We start from the raw sequence: 15,535 nt of genomic DNA on the forward strand, positions 1-15,535 counted from the left end.
GCAGACCGTTGCCAGTCCCGTGCCCGATGGAGCGATGTGTACGCCACGGTCATTCGGGCATTTGAACTTTATCGCCATTCATCCCACGACTGAAGTTCGTGGGTTTTCTGGCGACATACTTATAAATCTGTCTGAGGCTGATCCGCCAGTCAGGGTTTCTTCTCCCCCATCAGCGCGAGGGCCGCCTTCCTCCTAGGCACCTCCATCGCCCTCCTCGACCTCTTACCCAGATAGGCCAAACCGAAGACGACCAGCAATGACCAGGCGAACCCGGGCAGAACCGAGAGATTCAAGTCGATGAAGGACAGGCCCTGGCCGAGGCAGCTTGTCGTGCCTCACCTCTACGCCTACAAGAGTGCGAAGTGGGTGCGCCAAGTGGACTTCATGACCAAGCACGAGCTCGGCTACTGGGAGAAGCGCGGATACTCCGATTCCGCCGATCCTTGGAAGGAGGAGCGGTACAGCCGCTAGGACATTCGCCTATCTAGCCTTCCAGTGTGAGCTAGTCAGCCAGTGTTTTTAGCAGATGAAGTCCTGAGTTTCAGTCATCGAGTGCGGACTAGGCAACCCTTTTCATTCTCCTGCTCCATTGACGCCTCGATGAAAAAGAAGGACCTGGAAATCCTGGCATCCAAGGCCAAGGAATACGGCGCCAGCTCGGTCGGTCTGATCCAGGCAACGGACGTAGTGGTCGACGAACGCGTGCGCCTCAAGTGCCTGGTGCCTCGATGCGAACACTATTCCCGCAATCTGATGTGCCCTCCGAACCTTCCAGGTCTGGACGAGATGAGGAAGATCCTCTCCCGATACTCGTTCGGCATCGTGCTGCAGTTCCCCATCGGGTTGAATCAGGATCAGGTCTCGAAAGAATTCAAAGGCAAAAGCGTGGGCGAGCTGCTGGAGGAGAAGGACTACCGGAAGAGGATGAGGTCCTCCATGAAGGCGATGATGGAATCCCTGGCAAGGCTGGAGAAGGATGCGCTGTCGATGGGATATCCGTTCGCCGTTGCATTGTCTGGGGGATGTTGCTCTTTGTGCGATGATTGTGCCGGTCCCGGAGGAGAATGTCGTCATCCTTTCCTTTCCAGGCCGAGCATGGAAGCGATGGGAATAGATGCCGCCGCCACTGCGCGCAAGGCGGGGCTCGAGGTCCTCTGGCCGCCGAAGGAGCCGTTGTGGACCTGCCTGTTGCTGGTCGATTGACTGCGGAAGTTTCCGAAGCACTGCGCTCCTTGTGAAATAAGGCACTTTCGCTTGGGTCGTGCGAATTCTAGTCAGCAACCCACAATTTCAATCGTGGGATGCTGACGACACGCTGAAGGGCACCTACGACGAGATCGATGCCTGGTTGAATGCAAACGCGTACGAGTACGCTGGTGCTCCCAGGGAGATATATCACGGCGATCCTGTGAAAGAGAAGGATGCACCCAAATGGCGAACGGAGATCGTCTGGCCGGTGAAGAAGAAGTGAACCTTGGGATGGTATTCATTTCCTTCACACCTTCATCCAGAATATTCATTACTGTCCCGGGTGAGTGAGGGTCATGCCCCGTCGGAAGAAGCGTGTCCTCATCCTAGAGTGCATCCCTAAGAACGAGAAGTTCAACGAGGGCGTGATGCTCAAGCACTTCCTGGACATGATCTTCGAGCATGACCGAGAGCGGGTGTGCTCGTACCGAGTCAAGAACAAGGCTCAGCTAATCCAGTACATCCGCAACAAGAAGGACCTGGACAAGTTCGATTTCGTGCATTTCTCTGCGCACGGTCTGCCCGAGTACGCAGAGATCGAGCTTCCACAGGGCCAACTGGGTGCCTGGGAGCTCAAAGACTTCTGCTTCGAGGACAAAACCATCACTTTCTCCGCCTGCTCGACCGGGCGCAAAGGCTTCGCCGCCGAGGTGATCAGCTTCACCGGCGCCAAGAGCATGATTGCGCCGCAGAACGACGTCTGGTTCGCTGACTCCGCCCTCTGGTTCCTCAACTTCTACTACCTGGTGCTAGAGAAAGGATACTCCCCGAGAACGGCCTGCGAACGCGTCAACAAGACGCTCAAGGGCAAGGTCAAGGGCGGCTTCAAGTTCTACGGCCGGCGGGACGTCCCGGACCTGGTCGAAGAACTCTCTGAGAATGAATCAGACTAAGAAACAGAAAGGGAGGGGGCTCGCGCCCCGCTCTTTTCATGCGATCTTCTTGCCGGCGTCGTAGGAGGGGCTCTGGTTGTAGACCTCAGCAACTTCCAAGGTCCAGACGACGTTCGCCTTCAGCCCCATCTTCTTCAGTTCCTCGTTCATCTTATCGAAGAGCGGGCCGGAGGTGACCTTGTCCTTCACCTTGCCACGGACCTGGTAGGACTTCATCTCCACCGTCACCAGGACGGCTGGCATTACGCCTTTCTTCTTCATCGCTTCCAGGTTCTTGCTCGTCTCCTTCATCAGGATGGCACCGAAGGCGATCATCTGCGGGCTGGGGGCTATGATGCTCCCCACCTGGATGACGTGCGGACTGCCGTCCTCGCGGACGGTCGCCAGCACCTTTCCTGCCTTCTGCGTGTTGATGGCTTGCATGACCTCATCAGGCATTGCGACCATTGTTTCACCTAGTAAGCAGTAGGAGAACAAGAAATACATAAATATTGGTAATGCATATTTTTCTATACAACACATGAAGAGCGATCCGATACTGAGCGAGCTGCGTTCTCTGCGGGACGATCTGGGAGAGATCAACCAGCGGCTGGTCAGCCTGAGATACGAGGACTTCAAGATGGTCTTCGTCGACGAGCTGCGCAGCGCCCTGGGGGTGGAAGGCAGAAGGTCGTTCGATTCCGATATGCTCGATGTCCAGCGATCATCCTCCTGCGAGAACCGGTCGGCCTGCATCGCCAAGACGGCGGAGGTCGTGGACGGGGTCATCGATGATCTGGAAGACGACGATCTAGCATCGGCCCAGACCAAGCTCGAAGGTACGAGGGGCATGCTCTGTGGCGACGTATCGCCTTGCCGTGACGGCGCATGCAATTCCGCCGCCGTGGGAACCGTGGAGAGGATGACGGTCATATTGGACATCTATGCTCGTCTGAGGGAGCAGCTCGGGACGGGAGAAGGAGGTTCCTCTCATCTTGGCCGGAAGGGGGAAGGCACCCCGGAGGAAATCGAGAGGGCGCTCGGACCACTGTCCAACGCCTGGCGCCTGACCATTCTGCGCATGCTCGCCGAGCAGCAACTTTCGCTGTCCGAGATCGCGCGTCGTCTGAAGATGCGTACCGGGCACCTCCAGTTCCACGTCCGCAGCCTCAAGGAGGCGGGATACATCTCCTTGAACAGGGGAACAAGGGCGTACTCCATCACGCACCGAGGAAGAAGGGCGTTAAAGGGAGTGGACCAGCTGGTGTCGAGCCTAGGCTCGTGAGGCATGGCACAACGTCGACCTTCATCGGGTCTCTCTTAGCTCCGTCCGTCGACTTCCCTGAGGAAACGCATCACTGCTGGATTGAAGGCTTCCGGTGCCTCGGAGTTCAGGCCGTGTCCCCCTTCCAGTATCTCGAGGCGGGCTCCAGCTATTCCATGCACGAGCTCTTCAGAGCAATAAATGGGCGTGAGAAGGTCGTGCTTGCCTGCGATCACCAATGTCGGCGCCCTAACCTTCCCGAGCGTTTTCGCTCCGTCGTAGGAAGAGCAGGCGGCAAACTGGCTGGCCAGGGCCTGGAACGACTGCTGCCTGGCCCTGACGGCACGTGCCTTCACCAGGCCTTCCAGCCGCTTGCCCCCCATGAGCATGCGATCCGAATAGGTCCAGGGGAGGAGGAACCTGGTGATCGTCTCCGGGTCCACGCCTTTCGCGGCTGCGCTCAGAGCGGTCTCCATGACGAACCTCTCCCGCTGTGTCATGCGGGCCGAGGTGGCGGCCAACGTCAGGCTGCGGACCCGGTTCGGTCGGCTGACGGCCATCTCCAGGCCCACCATCCCTCCTAGGGATGTTCCGAGGACGTGGGCCTGCTCCACTCCCAGCACATCCATGAGGGCGAGGGTGTCCTGGGCAAGCATCTCCACGGAATAAGGTCCGTCCGGAGCATCGCTCCCTCCCACCCCGCGATTGTCGAAGCTGATCACGAAATTATCATAGGCGAACTCGGCCACCTGAAGCCCCCACGGCGTCATGTCCGACCCCAGGCCAGATATGAGGACGAGCGGCTCGCCCCGGCCCTTGATCTCATACTTCAGCACGATCCCATTGGCTCTCACTATCGGCATTCTCGTTCTCTCCTCTCGATCACCTGAACACATTTGCCGTAGACCTATGCATGATATTGAAATCATTTGCAGCTTCTATCGTATTATCGCTTCTCTGTTGGTCCAGGATCGTGGAATCAATGGCCAAGTGACAAGAGCCAAAGACAACATTGATTATGAACCGCTCGCCTCACCTTCTCATGCGCCCCCTGGATGTCTTCGAGGCACCGAAGATCGAGAGCGACACCTGGTTCAACTCCAAGCCGATCAAGCCCGAAGAGCTGAAGGGCAAGGTGTGTCTGGTCTACTTCTTCTCCATCGGCGAACCATCAGCCCTGACGGAAGTGCCACATCTGCGCTACCTGCATCGCAAGCTGCAAGGCAAGCTGCAGATCATCGGCGTGCACATGCCGAAATACGAGCGCGATGAAGAGAAGGAGTTCGTGCAGAGAGCGCTTAAAGGCCTGGAGATCGAGTTCCCGGTGGCCTTGGACAACGAGATGAAGATATGGAACGGGTTCAGGAACCAGTTCTGGGGGCAGATGCATTTTGTGGACGGGGAGGGCAAGGTCCGCTCCACTCACGCGGGGGACAAGGCCGCCGAAGAGATCGAGAAGGACATCCTCTTCCTTCTTGGCCAGGCGGACATCGAGGCCGACCTCCGTCCCGGCTTGGGCGAGATGGCATTGGAGGGCGACTGGTACGTGGGCGAGGATTCCGCTGAGCACACCAGCGAAGAGGAGGATGCCATCAGCCTGCGCTACGAAGGAAGGTCCCTCGCCATAGGCATCATCGCGGAGAAACCGGTGCAGGTAAGAGTGCTTCTGGACGGGAAGCCTGTGCCCAGATCCTCAGCCGGTGACGACCTCTCCTACAAAGGAAAGCAGAGCGTCCTCGAGGTGGTGGGAGAAAGGCACCTGCACGTGGTCAAGGAGGACATGGAACGCATGCGCGAAGCCACGTTCCTGGTGCGGGCGAAAGGGGTCAAGGTCACGGGCTTCTTCGCCTGATCCATATCCCCAGTTGCTACAGAACAAGCACGCGCAAATCTCATTACCCCCGGGCTGCCTCATTGCTCTCATGTCGCCTCTTCTCTCGAAAGTGAGGGCGCCGGAGCTTCGCGCGACCAGGTGGTTCAATTCTCCCCCTCTGAGCTGGAAGGGCCTCAGGGGCAAGGTGGTCATGATCGACTTCCTGACCTATAGCTGCGTGAACTGCGTGCGCACCTTCCCCCACATGCGCTACCTCTGGTCCCAGCTCAAGGACAAGGGGTTCGTGCTCATCGGCGTTCAGACGCCGGAGTTCGTGTTCGAGAAGGAGGCCAAGAACATCGAGGATGCCATCAAGCGCCACGGCCTCGAGTATCCCATCGCGGTCGACAACGACTACGAGATCTGGAACGCCTTCGGCAATCGCTACTGGCCGGCACAGTTCTTCATCGACAAGGATGGCTACATCCGCCACTTCCGAGCGGGGGAGGGAGGGGAACAGGAGATCGAGGAATGGATAGCGCTGCTGCTCAGACAAGCTGGTCATCCGATCGAGCTGGATGCTGGTCCGCACGAGGAGGAGGTGCGCCTTCTCGATCCCGTCACCTCGGAGACATACTCCGGCTTCTTGAGGAATACGGGCATGGGCAATCCCGCGGACTGTGATGCCAACGGCCGCTGCGCCTACCACGATCAGGACAAGACGCACCAACTGGGTGTCATCTATCTGGACGGGCAGTGGAAGCAGGCCGAAGAGTATCTGGAGCATGAGGGCGAGCAGAAAGGCCACATCCTCCTGAAATACCAGGCCAGGGAGGTCAACCTGGTCATGACCGCGGAGAACAAGGGGGAGGTAGAGATCATGCTGGATGACAAACCCCTGCCTAGGTCCCTGGCCGGTCCGGATGTGAAATTCGATGGAGAGCGACCACTTCTGATTATCGACCGTCAGGACATGTTCCGCATCGTGATGGGAAAGGAAGTGGAGATGCACGAGTTGAGACTGGTGACGAGTTCAGCAGGCCTCAAGTGCTATGCCTACACATTCGGCTAGCCCCGACGCACGAAGATAATTCTTCTTGTGTGTTGGGCTATATGTCTTCCCTGGTGAAACAATGCCTGTGACCAAGAAGGAGAAGGGGGACATCGTCGGCAAGCAGTTGACGATGAGGGATCTGCTGGCATATCAGGAAGGGGCCATCGTTTCGCGTACTCTCATCGACAAGAAGGCTGGCACGGTGACCCTTTTCGCGTTCGATGAGGGAGAGGGGCTGAGCGAGCACGCCGCTCCCTTCGACGCTATGGTGCACGTCCTCGACGGCGAGGTGGAGATAAGGATCGATGGCTCGCCGTTCATTCTCAAAGAGGGCGAGATGATCATCATGCCGGCGAACCATCCACACGCGCTCCGGGCCTTGAGTCAGTTCAAGATGTTGCTGACCATGGTGCGCTCGGAGGACAGGCCGATCAGCGTGCAGCAATGAACCGAGGGTGAGAAGGAGGCGCCGTCGAGCGGGATCGAACCGCTGACCTTGTGATGACCGCTCCCCCCGGTTCAGGGAGAATAACAGTCACACGCTCTACCGACTGAGCTACGACGGCGTCGGGCGACTAGAACAGCCGCCGTCTATTAATGATTTTCCTTCAGGACAGCAGGGTTGTCCAGGTTCTCCCGGATGGTCTTCACCTTCTTGTCCATCCCGTCCAGGATCACCCTGAGGTCGTTGAAGAACAATTTGGCTTTTTCCGTTGTCACCGCTCCTTTGGGCGAGGGTGCGATCAGGCCTTCATGCTCCAGGATCCGCAGTGAGTATCGCACTTTGTGCTGCTCGATGCTCGTGACCTGGGAAAGGCTGATGATGCCGATCGGCTCGTGCTCCTTGATGACCTTGAGCATGGTGACGTGACGCTCGAGCAGCTCTATCTCGCTCTCGAGCTTGCTTGTCAATGCGCTGCTCCCCTTCATAGGACCACCTTGATGACGAATGTCGTCCTAGCTACGTGATAACATTGTGCTTTTAAAACCGTTGCTGCCGCTCGCCACCTGGCCATCGTGGGATATGTTGATACCTGGCTCTTGTTGGAAAAGCAATGTGCCCTCAAGCGATATGCCCCGGCTCAAGAAGATTTGAACGAAGGTCGTCCATTCAGACCCTGCGGGCGTCGCATACCCAGTTGTCATAGAACGCCTCGCGGGTGTTCTCGAGCACCTCGGTCCGACGTCCCTTGGCCCGTGCCCACTGCTCCAGCAACCTCGCTTCCTTCTCCGTTCCCACGGTGAGCACGGTGTTCTCCGTGAGCTCCAGGGCCTCGTTCACCAGTATCCTCCAGATGAGCTGGTTGTGCGGTCCGATCTCGCCCGCCATGAGCAGAACGCCGAAATGCACCGGCTTGAGCAGTCGGCTGACCTTCATGCCATCGATGCAGACCGTTTCCTCCGGCAGCAAACGGCCTGAGCGAAGACCCAGAGAGATCAGTCCAGGGTCGTTGTCGTAGGACAGTGGTATCATGCCCATGCTCCTAAGGGCAGTGGAACCAGCTCCTGAACCGCAGCAGGCGTCCACGCACACCTTCCCCTCCACTTCTCCCCAGCGCTCCTTCAGCAAGCTAGCGATGCTCTCTGCCCGCCTGGGATTGAAATCCTCCACCGAGGGAGGCACCTGCTTGGCGATCTGCAGCGAGTAGTACTCCCTGACCGCAGCTTCCCACTCCACCCTTTCTTCCTGGAAGAGCTCGCCATCAAGCTCCTCCACCTTCTCCACCACCGCCTCGTTCGGTTTGCGCAGGATGAAGCTGCCGCACTTCCACTCCTTGCCGTTTTTGAGCGCCAGGGCCAGAGGCCATTCGTCCTCGCTGATGAGCAGCCTGGCCTCGGTGGCCTTCATGCCTACCAGCATGCCGGTGAAGCTGTCGTCCGCCAGACGCTCATAGTTCGGCTCGAGAAAGCTAACCTCATCCAGGTCCAGGAGCACTGCCGCCCGCATGAACAATCCTTCCGCAAGCGCAACTCCCCGGTGCGATATATATGTTGGCGGAACTAGCCTGCAATTGGCATGGCCATTTGACCGAAAGGGTCGTTGGCCGAGGACGGACGGGGCTCGTCCAGACCTCTGGGTGGTCCGTGGCAGGGGTTAAGTAGCGTTTCCTCCATGCAACCGTCAGATGGACGTCATCGCGGTGGAAATGCTGACCAAGGACTATGGATCGAAGCGGGCCTTGGCCGGCGTCAGCTTCCAGGTCAGGGAGGGGTCGTTCTTCGGCTGCTTCGGTCCTAACGGGGCGGGGAAGAGCACCTTGCTGCGCATTCTCACCGGGCAGATCCGGCCGACCTCCGGACGGGCGATCGTCCTCGGCCTGGACTGCGCCACGCAAGGGATCGAGATCAAGCGGAACGTGGGCATCGTTCCCGAGGTGGAGAGCCCTCCCTCATATCTCACCGCCTCCGAGTTCCTTTGGTTCGCGGGCAAGGTGCGCGAGTTGGACAACCTGGACAAGAAGGTCGAACGCTGGCTGGACTTCTTCGAACTGCAGGAGGCCCGGGGCACCCTCTGTCGAGATCTGTCCAAGGGGATGAGGCAGAAGGTCATGCTGGCCAGCGCCTTCATCCACGAGCCCAAGCTCCTCTTCCTGGACGAGCCGTTCATCAACCTCGACCCCATCTACCAGAGGAAGCTGAGGGAGTATCTGCAAGGACTTCGGGAAGAGGGGAGGACCATCTTCCTCAACTCGCACATCCTGGAGATCGCGCAGCGCCTCTGCCAGGACGTGATCATCTTGCATCGGGGACGATTGGTAGCGAAGGAGGACATGGGCTCGATGCGCGCTCGGGGAGAGGACCTGGAAGCGCTCTTCATGCGCCTGGTCGGGGGAGAGGATGCTCGACCTGCTTAGGTTCATGCTTCGGGAGGAGTACCGACTGCACGTCAGCTATTCCTCGGCCAGGGTGTTCTTCACCTTACCCCTCTACGTCCTGCTCATCGCTTTCTTCCTGGCCTCCACCATGCCGATCATGGAGCCAAGCATCCGCCTGAACGAGATGTTGCTGTTCGTCAACGGCGGCGTCTTCGTTTACGGCATGAGCGTCGGGGCGTTCGGCTTCCTAGGCCAGACCTACCTGGAAAGGAGGACGGGGCGGGCGAACTTCCTGGTGGCGATGCCTTTCCTGCTGCCTTTCACGTTCCGGAGGGCGTTCGCCTCCCTCTACGTCCGGGACGTCATCTTCTACGTCGTCCTCATCATCATTCCGGGCGTATTGGGGGTGCTGGCAGCCAGCCTGGTGGTCAGCTATCACTTGAGCTCGATCGCTCTCGTATCTTTGACCGTGCTGCTGTCGTTCATGCTGGGCATCTCCTTCTCCTTCCTGGTGTCGGTGATCTACATCCGCTCCCGCATCGCCTTCCTGGTCATCATGGGCGGTTTCATCGCCTTGCTCGGTGGCTATGGCATTCTGCATCTGTATCCCCTGGATGCAGTGCTTCCTTCTCTGGCATTCCAGAACTCCGTTCCGCCTCTTGGACAAGACTGGCAGGTCGCCTTCAATTACGCTGTGGAGAGCATCTTGCTGGTGGTGGCGATGAGCGCCCTAGCCATTGCGCTAGTCTCCACCACCCCCCCGACCGTCGAGCAGAAGGTTCGCGAACGTTACGCCGCCTACTACGAACGGGTTGGATGGGCCCGCTCTCATCGGTCGCTCCTGGCCAAGGATTTCTTGGATATGGCTCGTAGCGGAGCGCTGAGCAAGATGTTGCTCGCCTACGTCGCACCATTGGTATTTCTCGGTTTCACGACCTGGTATGTGAACCACGGCCTGCGCATACCGATCGGCTTCAATGCTGTCTTCTACGCTGCCATGGTCGGCTCGTTCGGGGTCATGTTCTACTCCTGGCTCACCAACCTGGATGCGCTCGATTATTACGAGACGCTGCCGGTCAGCGTGCCGCAGCTCATCCGCACCAAGCTCATCTCCTTCTTCATCCTGACCACCATAATCTCGACCGCGTTCGTGCTCATCATCGCCTTCGCCAATTCGGAGACGAGGCTGCTTTGGATAGCCCTTCCAGTGCTGTACATCACCAGCGCCTATTCGGTCATCGCCACTGCCTATCTGACTGGGCTGAGCCCGAACTCCGTGCTCTTCAATCCCGGCATCATGTCCCGCTTCGCCGCCGTCTCCATCCTACCGGACCTGAGCATCACCATACTGTCGTTCAGCTTGGACCGGGACCCGCTCTTCGCAGCGTTGGGCATCGGGTTGGTGTGCTTCGCTCTGCTCAGCACGACGCTGATCTTCTACCGCTCTCTGGACAAGAAGTGGCTGGGGAGCGGGTTCGCCTAGCCCGGTAATCGTCCGTACGGCCAGCCGTTCGCTAGCTATTAGTAATTCGATATCTATGCGAGCGTATGGACCATGGGCACGTGCTCCGTCGTTTGGTGCACACGTGCACGCCGCTCTTCCTGGTGTACTACTGGATTCCAGACCCGCTCTGGCGCACCAACTTGGACAAGAGGGTAGTGCTCGTCCTACTCCTGGTGATCGTGCTCATATTCGAGGCTATCAGGCTGAAGCGCAAGTGGCACATCGTCGGCATGCGAGAGTACGAATATCGGCGCATGTCCGCCGCGGCCTGGAGCGCTATCGCGCTCGTTCTCACTTTCCTTTTCTTCCCTTTGGAGCTGGCCGCTCCGGCCCTCTTGGGCATGGGATTCATCGACCCTCTGATCGGAGAGCTGCGCGGGTACAAGAGCAAGATGTATCCATTGTTGCCGACGCTCCTCTACTTCGTGATCGTGCTCGCCGCCCTAGCGTACTTGATAGGGCTCGATTATCGAGCGGTCCTGGCTGCGATCGTGGCCACTGCCCTTGCCATTGAACTGGAAAAGATGCGTTGGCGCCAGGTGGACGACGATTTCCTCATGATCGTCCCGCCCCTCCTCGGGATGGCAGCGGTCTACTGGATCACTGCTTCTCTTTCCTGAAGGCATTGCCCCAGGGAGCGCGATACACGTCGCGCTTGATCTTGGTCTCGATGGACTGCACCGGCCCGTTGTGGCACTTCTCGGCGGCCTCCAAGGTCTTGTGTCGTTTTCCACACACCCAGCACTGGTGAACGACTTTCATTTCAGCTAGGAAAAGTGAAGAGATGTTAATAACCTTTCTATCTGAAGCTCGATCCAACCCTCGATGCTGCAATGCCATGCACAATCGTTACGAATTTCGTGTTGATTCCCTCCAAGCCTCAAAGGCTTTTATAGTATCGCAGACCAATTAGTGGCAATACATGAACAGGATAAAAGTCATCAACGAGCCCTCTGAGCTTGTTCCGATGTTAAGGGCCGTTGACACCAGGGTGAAGCGCGAGGTGCTTAAGGAGGTCACCTTGGAGTGGCGCACCGCCAAGGAGCTCGAAGACAAGTACGGCGACGAAGGCAAGGATGCGATCCTGTTCTTCGAGAAGATGAAGCTCGTCGAGGCCAAGTGGCAATCCACCGGCGGCAATTATCCCGAGAAAGCCTACCACACATACTATAACTCATTCCACATCAACGCCTCTTGGCCGGTGTACGAAATATCGGACGTGCTCTCGGTAGCCATGATGCCGGACAAGGAGTTCAACGCCATGGAGAAGAAGATCATTCAGTTCGTGGGAACGGAGGGCAAGTTCTCCGGCGACGTGGCCGAGAAGCTTGGGATAACCTCCACCATGCTCAGGTCCTTGGCGAAACGTTCTATCAAGCTCGATTTCCGAGGGCACAGGATCGAGCGCCTGAAGGATTGAGGCGGCTTCATGCAAGAGGTCTACGTGCTCAGGCTCGGCCATCGTCCGGCCCGGGACAAGCGCATCAGCACGCATGTGGCTCTGACGGCAAGAGCGCTCGGCGTCAAAGGCATCTACGTTTCTACGAAGGACATGGAGCTGGAGAAGAGTGTGCGAGACGTCGCCTCGCGTTTCGGAGGAGAGTTCGAGATCACCACGGGCGTCAAGTGGCGCACGTTGCTGCACGAATTCCAGGGCACCAAGGTGCATCTGACCATGTACGGTGTGCACCTGGACGATGCCTTGCCGAGGATCAAGCTGCGCTCGGCGGAGAAGATGCTCATCGTGGTCGGAGCGGAGAAGGTCCCTCCAGAGGTCTACCAGGAAGCGGACTTCAATGTGGCCGTGGGCAACCAGCCGCATTCGGAGGTGGCCGCTCTAGCCATCTTCTTGGACCGTCTGTGCGAGGGCGAGGGATTACATCAGGATTTCAAAGGCAAGCTCACGGTGCTGCCATGCGAGAGGGGGAAGCGGGTTGTCGAACGCGATGCCTGACGAGAAGGAGTGCGTCCGCATCCTGCAGGAGGAGGGCTGTCGACCCAACATCATCCAGCACGTATGCACGGTGCGCTTGATCGCAGTGGAGCTGGCAAGGAGGAGCGGAGCGGACCTCGCTCTGGTGAAGGCGGGTGCCTTGCTTCATGACATCGGCCGGGGCAAGACCCAGGGCATTTTCCACGTGGTGGAGGGAGTGCGCATCGCCCGCCAGCACGAGCTGCCCGAACGACTAATCAAGGTCATCCAAAGGCACATTGCCGCCGGGTTCACCAGGGAGGAGGCGAAGGCACTGGGCCTGCCGGATGGGGACTACATGCCTGAGACATTGGAGGAGAAGATCATCTGCCACGCTGACAACCTCGTCAAAGGACCGAGCGGCATGCTGACCTTGGCCGAAGCGGAAGAGGAGATGCTGCGCCGCGGACATGATGCCACGGCGAAGAGAATGAAGACGATGCATTCGGAGCTCAGCAAGGCCTGCGGCGTCGACGTGGACGAGGTCGTCAAGCATCTGCGAAAGAGGCCGGAGATCACAGGTCCGTGCGCCGCCTATGCCGGCCAGCCAGGTACTCGTCCCTGAGCTTCTGGTAGTTGCGGGCGCTCTCCACCGCCCGGGCGAGGATGCTCTTGTCATCGGAACGGATGACCTTGCCCGGTACCCCGACCACCACGGATCGCGGCGGAATGTCCATCTTGTTCGTGATGACCGCGTTCGCGCCGATGATGCACTCCTCCCCCACCTTCGCTCCGTCCAGTATGGAGGAGTTCATGCCGATGATGCAATGGTCGCCGATGATCGCCCCATTGATCACCGCCCCATGCCCGATGGTGCAATTCCTTCCTATGATGGTCGGGGCACCTGGACCGACGTGCAGCATGACGTGGTCTTGGACATTGGTGCCTTCCCCCACTTGGATGCGTTCCTCGTCCCCTCGCAGCACGGCGTAGGGCCAGATGCTCACTCCGTCCGCAAGCTGCACTTCCCCTATGATGATGGCCGTGGGGTCGACGTAGATAGACATAATGAAAGGCGTTTTGCCCGCACGCTCTACTTTTTGGACGCCGCCGGGGCCGCGCCCTTGCGCGTGGTGACCCGCTTCGGGAAGTATTTCAGAAGGACTATGTCGCCCACCGCCTGGATCCAGCGGAAGGGCACATTGACGGCCTTGGAGTCCTCCACCAGCAGCGGGTTGGTCTCGCTGACGAACAGTCCATCGACCTTCTTGTTCTCCAGGTCGATCACGAGGTTGTTCACGTTTCCCAAGAAGACGCCGTTCGGCGTGTACACCTGCAATCCTATGAGTTCAGAGGCTTCCTCCATCATAAGGCCATCACCGATGTCGGAGATGGAGATGTTTTCTTTTAAAGCCTTCGGGAAGCCACATCCTCCTTCCATTCGTCGGTCATTGTCCTCCGGTCAGGAAGTTCACCTCCCTTTCTCGGCCGGCGAGGGGGAAAAAAGAAAGGTATATATCGGTGGAGAGGAATCGGTTTTGCCTAATAGCAGCACAACCGAGAACGGTGAACTGATGGACGACGATCTGGAAGCGATAAGGAGGAAGAAGATGGAAGACCTCAAGAATGCTGGAACGACCAATTGGCCGTCCGAGCCAGTCAAGCTGAGCGATGCCGATTTCGATGCCTTCGTGGCCAAGTATCCGATAGTGGTGGTGGACTGCTGGGCGCCTTGGTGCGGTCCCTGTCGCATGGTCGCGCCGGTGGTCGACGCCCTGGCCAAGGAATGGACGGGCAAGGTGGTCTTCGGAAAGCTGAACACGGACGAGAACGCTGATATCCCGGGCAAGTACCGCATCTCTGCCATCCCGACGATCCTGGTCTTCAAGGGCGGGAAGTTGGCGGAAACGATCGTTGGGGCTTATCCCAAAGAGCCGCTGGCTGCTAGGATCAAGAAGCACATGTGAGAGCCGGCGCGTTCAGACCGCCTCTCGAAAACACTCTCCTGGCAATGCTTCCAGCCGCCAGAGCAAATGCCAAACGTGCAATGAGAACCGAGGATCGTGCAATCTCGGCGCTACGAGTGCACGATTGGCTCCTTTCAATTGTCCCAGGAATACAAATATTACCTCGATAGGCAGATTGCCTAACAGGTGGAACGATGGATTTCGAGGTCATGATCATCGGGTGCGGTCCGGCCGGTCTCCAGGCGGCGATACACGCGGCCAGGAAGAAGGTGAAGGTGGCGGTGGTAGGTCATCCGAACAAGAGCGGTCTGAACAAGGGGCACATCGAAAACTATTTCGGCGTGCAGAAGACCGATGGCGCTCAGCTCCTGGCCACGGGCGTAGAGCAGGCCAAGCGCTTCGGGGCGCAGTTGTTCGAGCAAGATGTGCTCAAAGCCGAGAAAGCAGAGGATTGGTTCGTCACTTCCACTGACCACGATCTGGAGCTGAAGGCTAAGGCGCTCATACTCGCTCCCGGCATCTCGCGCATCAAGTTGAACGTGGAAGGGGAGAAGGAGTTCTTGGGAAAGGGGGTGAGCTACTGCGCCGCCTGCGACGCCGGCTTCTTCCGTGGAAAGAAGGTAGCGGTGATAGGGGATGAGAGTACGGCCGCTGCCTCCGCCATCCTGCTCACGGAATATGCGTCCCAGGTGCACTGGATATTCAAGGAGGTGAACGTGGCGGAGCAGCTGCTAGAGAAGGTCCGCCGAACCAAAGTGCAGTTGCTCGCTCCCTCATGGCCCTCCAAGATCATGGGTGATGAGGTGGTCAAGGGCCTAGAGCTCAAGGACGGTCGGAAGCTGGAGGTGGATGGTGTGTTCATTGAGCTGGGGGCCAAGGGCGCAGCAGACCTGGCGTTGGAGCTGGGCATCATTCCAGACCCGTCGGGCACGATCAAGGTCAACGAGAACATGGAAACGGAGGTCCAGGGGCTATTCGCCTGCGGGGACGTCACCGGGCAACCATGGCAGCTGGCCAGGGCGGTGGGGCAGGGTTGCATCGCCGGCACCAACGCCGCCAAGCTGGTGCGAAAGGAGGTGGAGTAG

The 15,535-nt window shown here is 58.5% G+C and carries 24 protein-coding genes and 1 tRNA gene; 16 read left to right on the plus strand and 9 right to left on the minus strand.

Annotated features, from left to right (window positions below; genetic code table 11):
• Positions 1-149 precede the first annotated feature (149 nt).
• Entirely contained in the window at positions 150-293 is a 144-nt protein-coding gene (locus NT137_03060; protein ID MCX6652317.1) for a hypothetical protein, read from the minus strand.
• 4 nt (positions 294-297) lie between these two features.
• Between NT137_03060 and NT137_03065 the strand changes: the two genes are divergently transcribed.
• The 4 genes from NT137_03065 to NT137_03080 all read left to right on the plus strand — a co-directional run bounded on the left by NT137_03065 (position 298) and on the right by NT137_03080 (position 2,141).
• A complete protein-coding gene (locus NT137_03065; GenBank protein ID MCX6652318.1) occupies positions 298-471 on the plus strand; it encodes a molybdopterin-dependent oxidoreductase in 174 nt (57 codons plus the stop codon).
• Between the two features lie 129 nt (positions 472-600).
• Positions 601-1,203: a DUF2284 domain-containing protein gene (locus NT137_03070; protein ID MCX6652319.1), complete on the plus strand. Its 603-nt coding sequence runs from the start codon at positions 601-603 to the stop codon at positions 1,201-1,203.
• Between the two features lie 58 nt (positions 1,204-1,261).
• Positions 1,262-1,471, plus strand: a complete 210-nt coding sequence (locus NT137_03075) for a GyrI-like domain-containing protein (GenBank protein ID MCX6652320.1) — start codon at positions 1,262-1,264, stop codon at positions 1,469-1,471.
• A 73-nt stretch (positions 1,472-1,544) separates the two neighbouring features.
• A complete protein-coding gene (locus tag NT137_03080; protein ID MCX6652321.1) occupies positions 1,545-2,141 on the plus strand; it encodes a hypothetical protein in 597 nt (198 codons plus the stop codon).
• Positions 2,142-2,177: 36 nt separating this feature from the next.
• On the opposite strand, the gene NT137_03085 is transcribed toward NT137_03080, so the two are convergent.
• The gene (locus tag NT137_03085) at positions 2,178-2,588 is read right to left on the minus strand and encodes a pyridoxamine 5'-phosphate oxidase family protein (GenBank protein MCX6652322.1); all 411 of its coding nucleotides are present in this window, start codon (positions 2,586-2,588) and stop codon (positions 2,178-2,180) included.
• 73 nt (positions 2,589-2,661) lie between these two features.
• On the opposite strand from NT137_03085, the gene NT137_03090 reads away from it, so the two are divergent.
• Entirely contained in the window at positions 2,662-3,405 is a 744-nt protein-coding gene (locus tag NT137_03090; protein ID MCX6652323.1) for a winged helix-turn-helix domain-containing protein, read from the plus strand.
• Positions 3,406-3,440: 35 nt separating this feature from the next.
• Here the strand turns inward: NT137_03090 and NT137_03095 are convergent, their stop codons facing one another.
• On the minus strand, positions 3,441-4,247 hold the full coding sequence (locus NT137_03095) for an alpha/beta hydrolase (GenBank protein MCX6652324.1): 807 nt from the start codon (positions 4,245-4,247) through the stop codon (positions 3,441-3,443).
• A 179-nt stretch (positions 4,248-4,426) separates the two neighbouring features.
• Here NT137_03095 and NT137_03100 point away from each other — a divergent pair, with 179 nt between their 5' ends.
• The 3 genes from NT137_03100 to NT137_03110 all read left to right on the plus strand — a co-directional run bounded on the left by NT137_03100 (position 4,427) and on the right by NT137_03110 (position 6,699).
• On the plus strand, positions 4,427-5,236 hold the full coding sequence (locus tag NT137_03100; GenBank protein MCX6652325.1) for a redoxin domain-containing protein: 810 nt from the start codon (positions 4,427-4,429) through the stop codon (positions 5,234-5,236).
• A gap of 70 nt (positions 5,237-5,306) precedes the next feature.
• Positions 5,307-6,269, plus strand: a complete 963-nt coding sequence (locus NT137_03105) for a redoxin domain-containing protein (protein ID MCX6652326.1) — start codon at positions 5,307-5,309, stop codon at positions 6,267-6,269.
• 61 nt (positions 6,270-6,330) lie between these two features.
• Positions 6,331-6,699, plus strand: coding sequence for a cupin domain-containing protein (locus tag NT137_03110; GenBank protein ID MCX6652327.1), 369 nt, complete (start codon positions 6,331-6,333; stop codon positions 6,697-6,699).
• Between the two features lie 19 nt (positions 6,700-6,718).
• On the opposite strand, the gene NT137_03115 is transcribed toward NT137_03110, so the two are convergent.
• The 3 genes from NT137_03115 to NT137_03125 form a co-directional block, all read right to left on the minus strand.
• Positions 6,719-6,817, minus strand: a tRNA-Asn gene (locus tag NT137_03115).
• Positions 6,818-6,845: 28 nt separating this feature from the next.
• The gene (locus tag NT137_03120; GenBank protein ID MCX6652328.1) at positions 6,846-7,181 is read right to left on the minus strand and encodes a hypothetical protein; all 336 of its coding nucleotides are present in this window, start codon (positions 7,179-7,181) and stop codon (positions 6,846-6,848) included.
• A gap of 181 nt (positions 7,182-7,362) precedes the next feature.
• The gene (locus tag NT137_03125) at positions 7,363-8,205 is read right to left on the minus strand and encodes a hypothetical protein (GenBank protein ID MCX6652329.1); all 843 of its coding nucleotides are present in this window, start codon (positions 8,203-8,205) and stop codon (positions 7,363-7,365) included.
• A gap of 172 nt (positions 8,206-8,377) precedes the next feature.
• Here NT137_03125 and NT137_03130 point away from each other — a divergent pair, with 172 nt between their 5' ends.
• The 3 genes from NT137_03130 to NT137_03140 all read left to right on the plus strand — a co-directional run bounded on the left by NT137_03130 (position 8,378) and on the right by NT137_03140 (position 11,191).
• Complete coding sequence (locus NT137_03130) at positions 8,378-9,106, plus strand: ABC transporter ATP-binding protein (protein MCX6652330.1); 729 nt, start codon at positions 8,378-8,380, stop codon at positions 9,104-9,106.
• Entirely contained in the window at positions 9,090-10,550 is a 1,461-nt protein-coding gene (locus NT137_03135; protein MCX6652331.1) for a hypothetical protein, read from the plus strand. Before NT137_03130 ends, NT137_03135 begins: the two co-directional genes overlap by 17 nt.
• A gap of 65 nt (positions 10,551-10,615) precedes the next feature.
• Entirely contained in the window at positions 10,616-11,191 is a 576-nt protein-coding gene (locus tag NT137_03140) for a hypothetical protein (GenBank protein MCX6652332.1), read from the plus strand.
• On the opposite strand, the gene NT137_03145 is transcribed toward NT137_03140, so the two are convergent.
• The gene (locus NT137_03145; GenBank protein MCX6652333.1) at positions 11,172-11,333 is read right to left on the minus strand and encodes a hypothetical protein; all 162 of its coding nucleotides are present in this window, start codon (positions 11,331-11,333) and stop codon (positions 11,172-11,174) included. The genes NT137_03140 and NT137_03145 overlap by 20 nt on opposite strands.
• 160 nt (positions 11,334-11,493) lie before the next feature.
• On the opposite strand from NT137_03145, the gene NT137_03150 reads away from it, so the two are divergent.
• The 3 genes from NT137_03150 to NT137_03160 are packed head-to-tail and all read left to right on the plus strand — an operon-like array spanning position 11,494 to position 13,108.
• Positions 11,494-11,991 (plus strand): ArsR family transcriptional regulator, encoded by a 498-nt coding sequence (locus NT137_03150; GenBank protein MCX6652334.1) that lies wholly within the window; start codon positions 11,494-11,496, stop codon positions 11,989-11,991.
• A gap of 9 nt (positions 11,992-12,000) precedes the next feature.
• Positions 12,001-12,525 (plus strand): tRNA (cytidine(56)-2'-O)-methyltransferase, encoded by a 525-nt coding sequence (locus NT137_03155; GenBank protein ID MCX6652335.1) that lies wholly within the window; start codon positions 12,001-12,003, stop codon positions 12,523-12,525.
• A complete protein-coding gene (locus NT137_03160; GenBank protein MCX6652336.1) occupies positions 12,518-13,108 on the plus strand; it encodes an HDIG domain-containing protein in 591 nt (196 codons plus the stop codon). The genes NT137_03155 and NT137_03160 overlap by 8 nt, the downstream gene beginning before the upstream one ends.
• Here the strand turns inward: NT137_03160 and NT137_03165 are convergent.
• Both NT137_03165 and NT137_03170 read right to left on the minus strand, forming a co-directional pair.
• Positions 13,059-13,550, minus strand: coding sequence for a gamma carbonic anhydrase family protein (locus tag NT137_03165; protein MCX6652337.1), 492 nt, complete (start codon positions 13,548-13,550; stop codon positions 13,059-13,061). The two genes, NT137_03160 and NT137_03165, sit on opposite strands and share 50 nt — an antisense overlap.
• Before the next feature lie 26 nt (positions 13,551-13,576).
• Positions 13,577-13,852 carry a PRC-barrel domain-containing protein gene (locus NT137_03170; protein ID MCX6652338.1) on the minus strand — a complete coding sequence of 92 codons (276 nt, stop codon included), beginning with the start codon at positions 13,850-13,852 and terminating at the stop codon, positions 13,577-13,579.
• Positions 13,853-14,057: 205 nt separating this feature from the next.
• On the opposite strand from NT137_03170, the gene trxA reads away from it, so the two are divergent.
• Positions 14,058-14,450, plus strand: coding sequence for a thioredoxin (trxA, locus tag NT137_03175; protein MCX6652339.1), 393 nt, complete (start codon positions 14,058-14,060; stop codon positions 14,448-14,450).
• A gap of 194 nt (positions 14,451-14,644) precedes the next feature.
• A complete protein-coding gene (locus tag NT137_03180) occupies positions 14,645-15,535 on the plus strand; it encodes an FAD-dependent oxidoreductase (protein MCX6652340.1) in 891 nt (296 codons plus the stop codon).

The organism is Methanomassiliicoccales archaeon (genome assembly GCA_026394375.1).
In the GTDB taxonomy this organism is placed as follows: Archaea; Thermoplasmatota; Thermoplasmata; order Methanomassiliicoccales; family UBA472; genus JAJRAL01.

Bases quoted from the DNA above. Each gene is read 5' to 3' on its own strand.
- NT137_03065 (MCX6652318.1), top strand. From the start codon at position 298: ATGAAGGACAGGCCCTGGCCGAGGCAGCTTGTCGTGCCTCACCTCTAC.
- NT137_03070 (MCX6652319.1), top strand. From the start codon at position 601: ATGAAAAAGAAGGACCTGGAAATCCTGGCATCCAAGGCCAAGGAATAC.
- NT137_03080 (MCX6652321.1), top strand. From the start codon at position 1,545: ATGCCCCGTCGGAAGAAGCGTGTCCTCATCCTAGAGTGCATCCCTAAG.
- NT137_03085 (MCX6652322.1), bottom strand. From the start codon at position 2,588: ATGGTCGCAATGCCTGATGAGGTCATGCAAGCCATCAACACGCAGAAG.
- NT137_03090 (MCX6652323.1), top strand. From the start codon at position 2,662: ATGAAGAGCGATCCGATACTGAGCGAGCTGCGTTCTCTGCGGGACGAT.
- NT137_03095 (MCX6652324.1), bottom strand. From the start codon at position 4,247: ATGCCGATAGTGAGAGCCAATGGGATCGTGCTGAAGTATGAGATCAAG.
- NT137_03100 (MCX6652325.1), top strand. From the start codon at position 4,427: ATGCGCCCCCTGGATGTCTTCGAGGCACCGAAGATCGAGAGCGACACC.
- NT137_03105 (MCX6652326.1), top strand. From the start codon at position 5,307: ATGTCGCCTCTTCTCTCGAAAGTGAGGGCGCCGGAGCTTCGCGCGACC.
- NT137_03110 (MCX6652327.1), top strand. From the start codon at position 6,331: ATGCCTGTGACCAAGAAGGAGAAGGGGGACATCGTCGGCAAGCAGTTG.
- NT137_03120 (MCX6652328.1), bottom strand. From the start codon at position 7,181: ATGAAGGGGAGCAGCGCATTGACAAGCAAGCTCGAGAGCGAGATAGAG.
- NT137_03130 (MCX6652330.1), top strand. From the start codon at position 8,378: ATGGACGTCATCGCGGTGGAAATGCTGACCAAGGACTATGGATCGAAG.
- NT137_03135 (MCX6652331.1), top strand. From the start codon at position 9,090: ATGCTCGACCTGCTTAGGTTCATGCTTCGGGAGGAGTACCGACTGCAC.
- NT137_03140 (MCX6652332.1), top strand. From the start codon at position 10,616: ATGGACCATGGGCACGTGCTCCGTCGTTTGGTGCACACGTGCACGCCG.
- NT137_03145 (MCX6652333.1), bottom strand. From the start codon at position 11,333: ATGAAAGTCGTTCACCAGTGCTGGGTGTGTGGAAAACGACACAAGACC.
- NT137_03150 (MCX6652334.1), top strand. From the start codon at position 11,494: ATGAACAGGATAAAAGTCATCAACGAGCCCTCTGAGCTTGTTCCGATG.
- NT137_03155 (MCX6652335.1), top strand. From the start codon at position 12,001: ATGCAAGAGGTCTACGTGCTCAGGCTCGGCCATCGTCCGGCCCGGGAC.
- NT137_03160 (MCX6652336.1), top strand. From the start codon at position 12,518: ATGCCTGACGAGAAGGAGTGCGTCCGCATCCTGCAGGAGGAGGGCTGT.
- NT137_03165 (MCX6652337.1), bottom strand. From the start codon at position 13,550: ATGTCTATCTACGTCGACCCCACGGCCATCATCATAGGGGAAGTGCAG.
- NT137_03170 (MCX6652338.1), bottom strand. From the start codon at position 13,852: ATGATGGAGGAAGCCTCTGAACTCATAGGATTGCAGGTGTACACGCCG.
- trxA (MCX6652339.1), top strand. From the start codon at position 14,058: ATGGACGACGATCTGGAAGCGATAAGGAGGAAGAAGATGGAAGACCTC.
- NT137_03180 (MCX6652340.1), top strand. From the start codon at position 14,645: ATGGATTTCGAGGTCATGATCATCGGGTGCGGTCCGGCCGGTCTCCAG.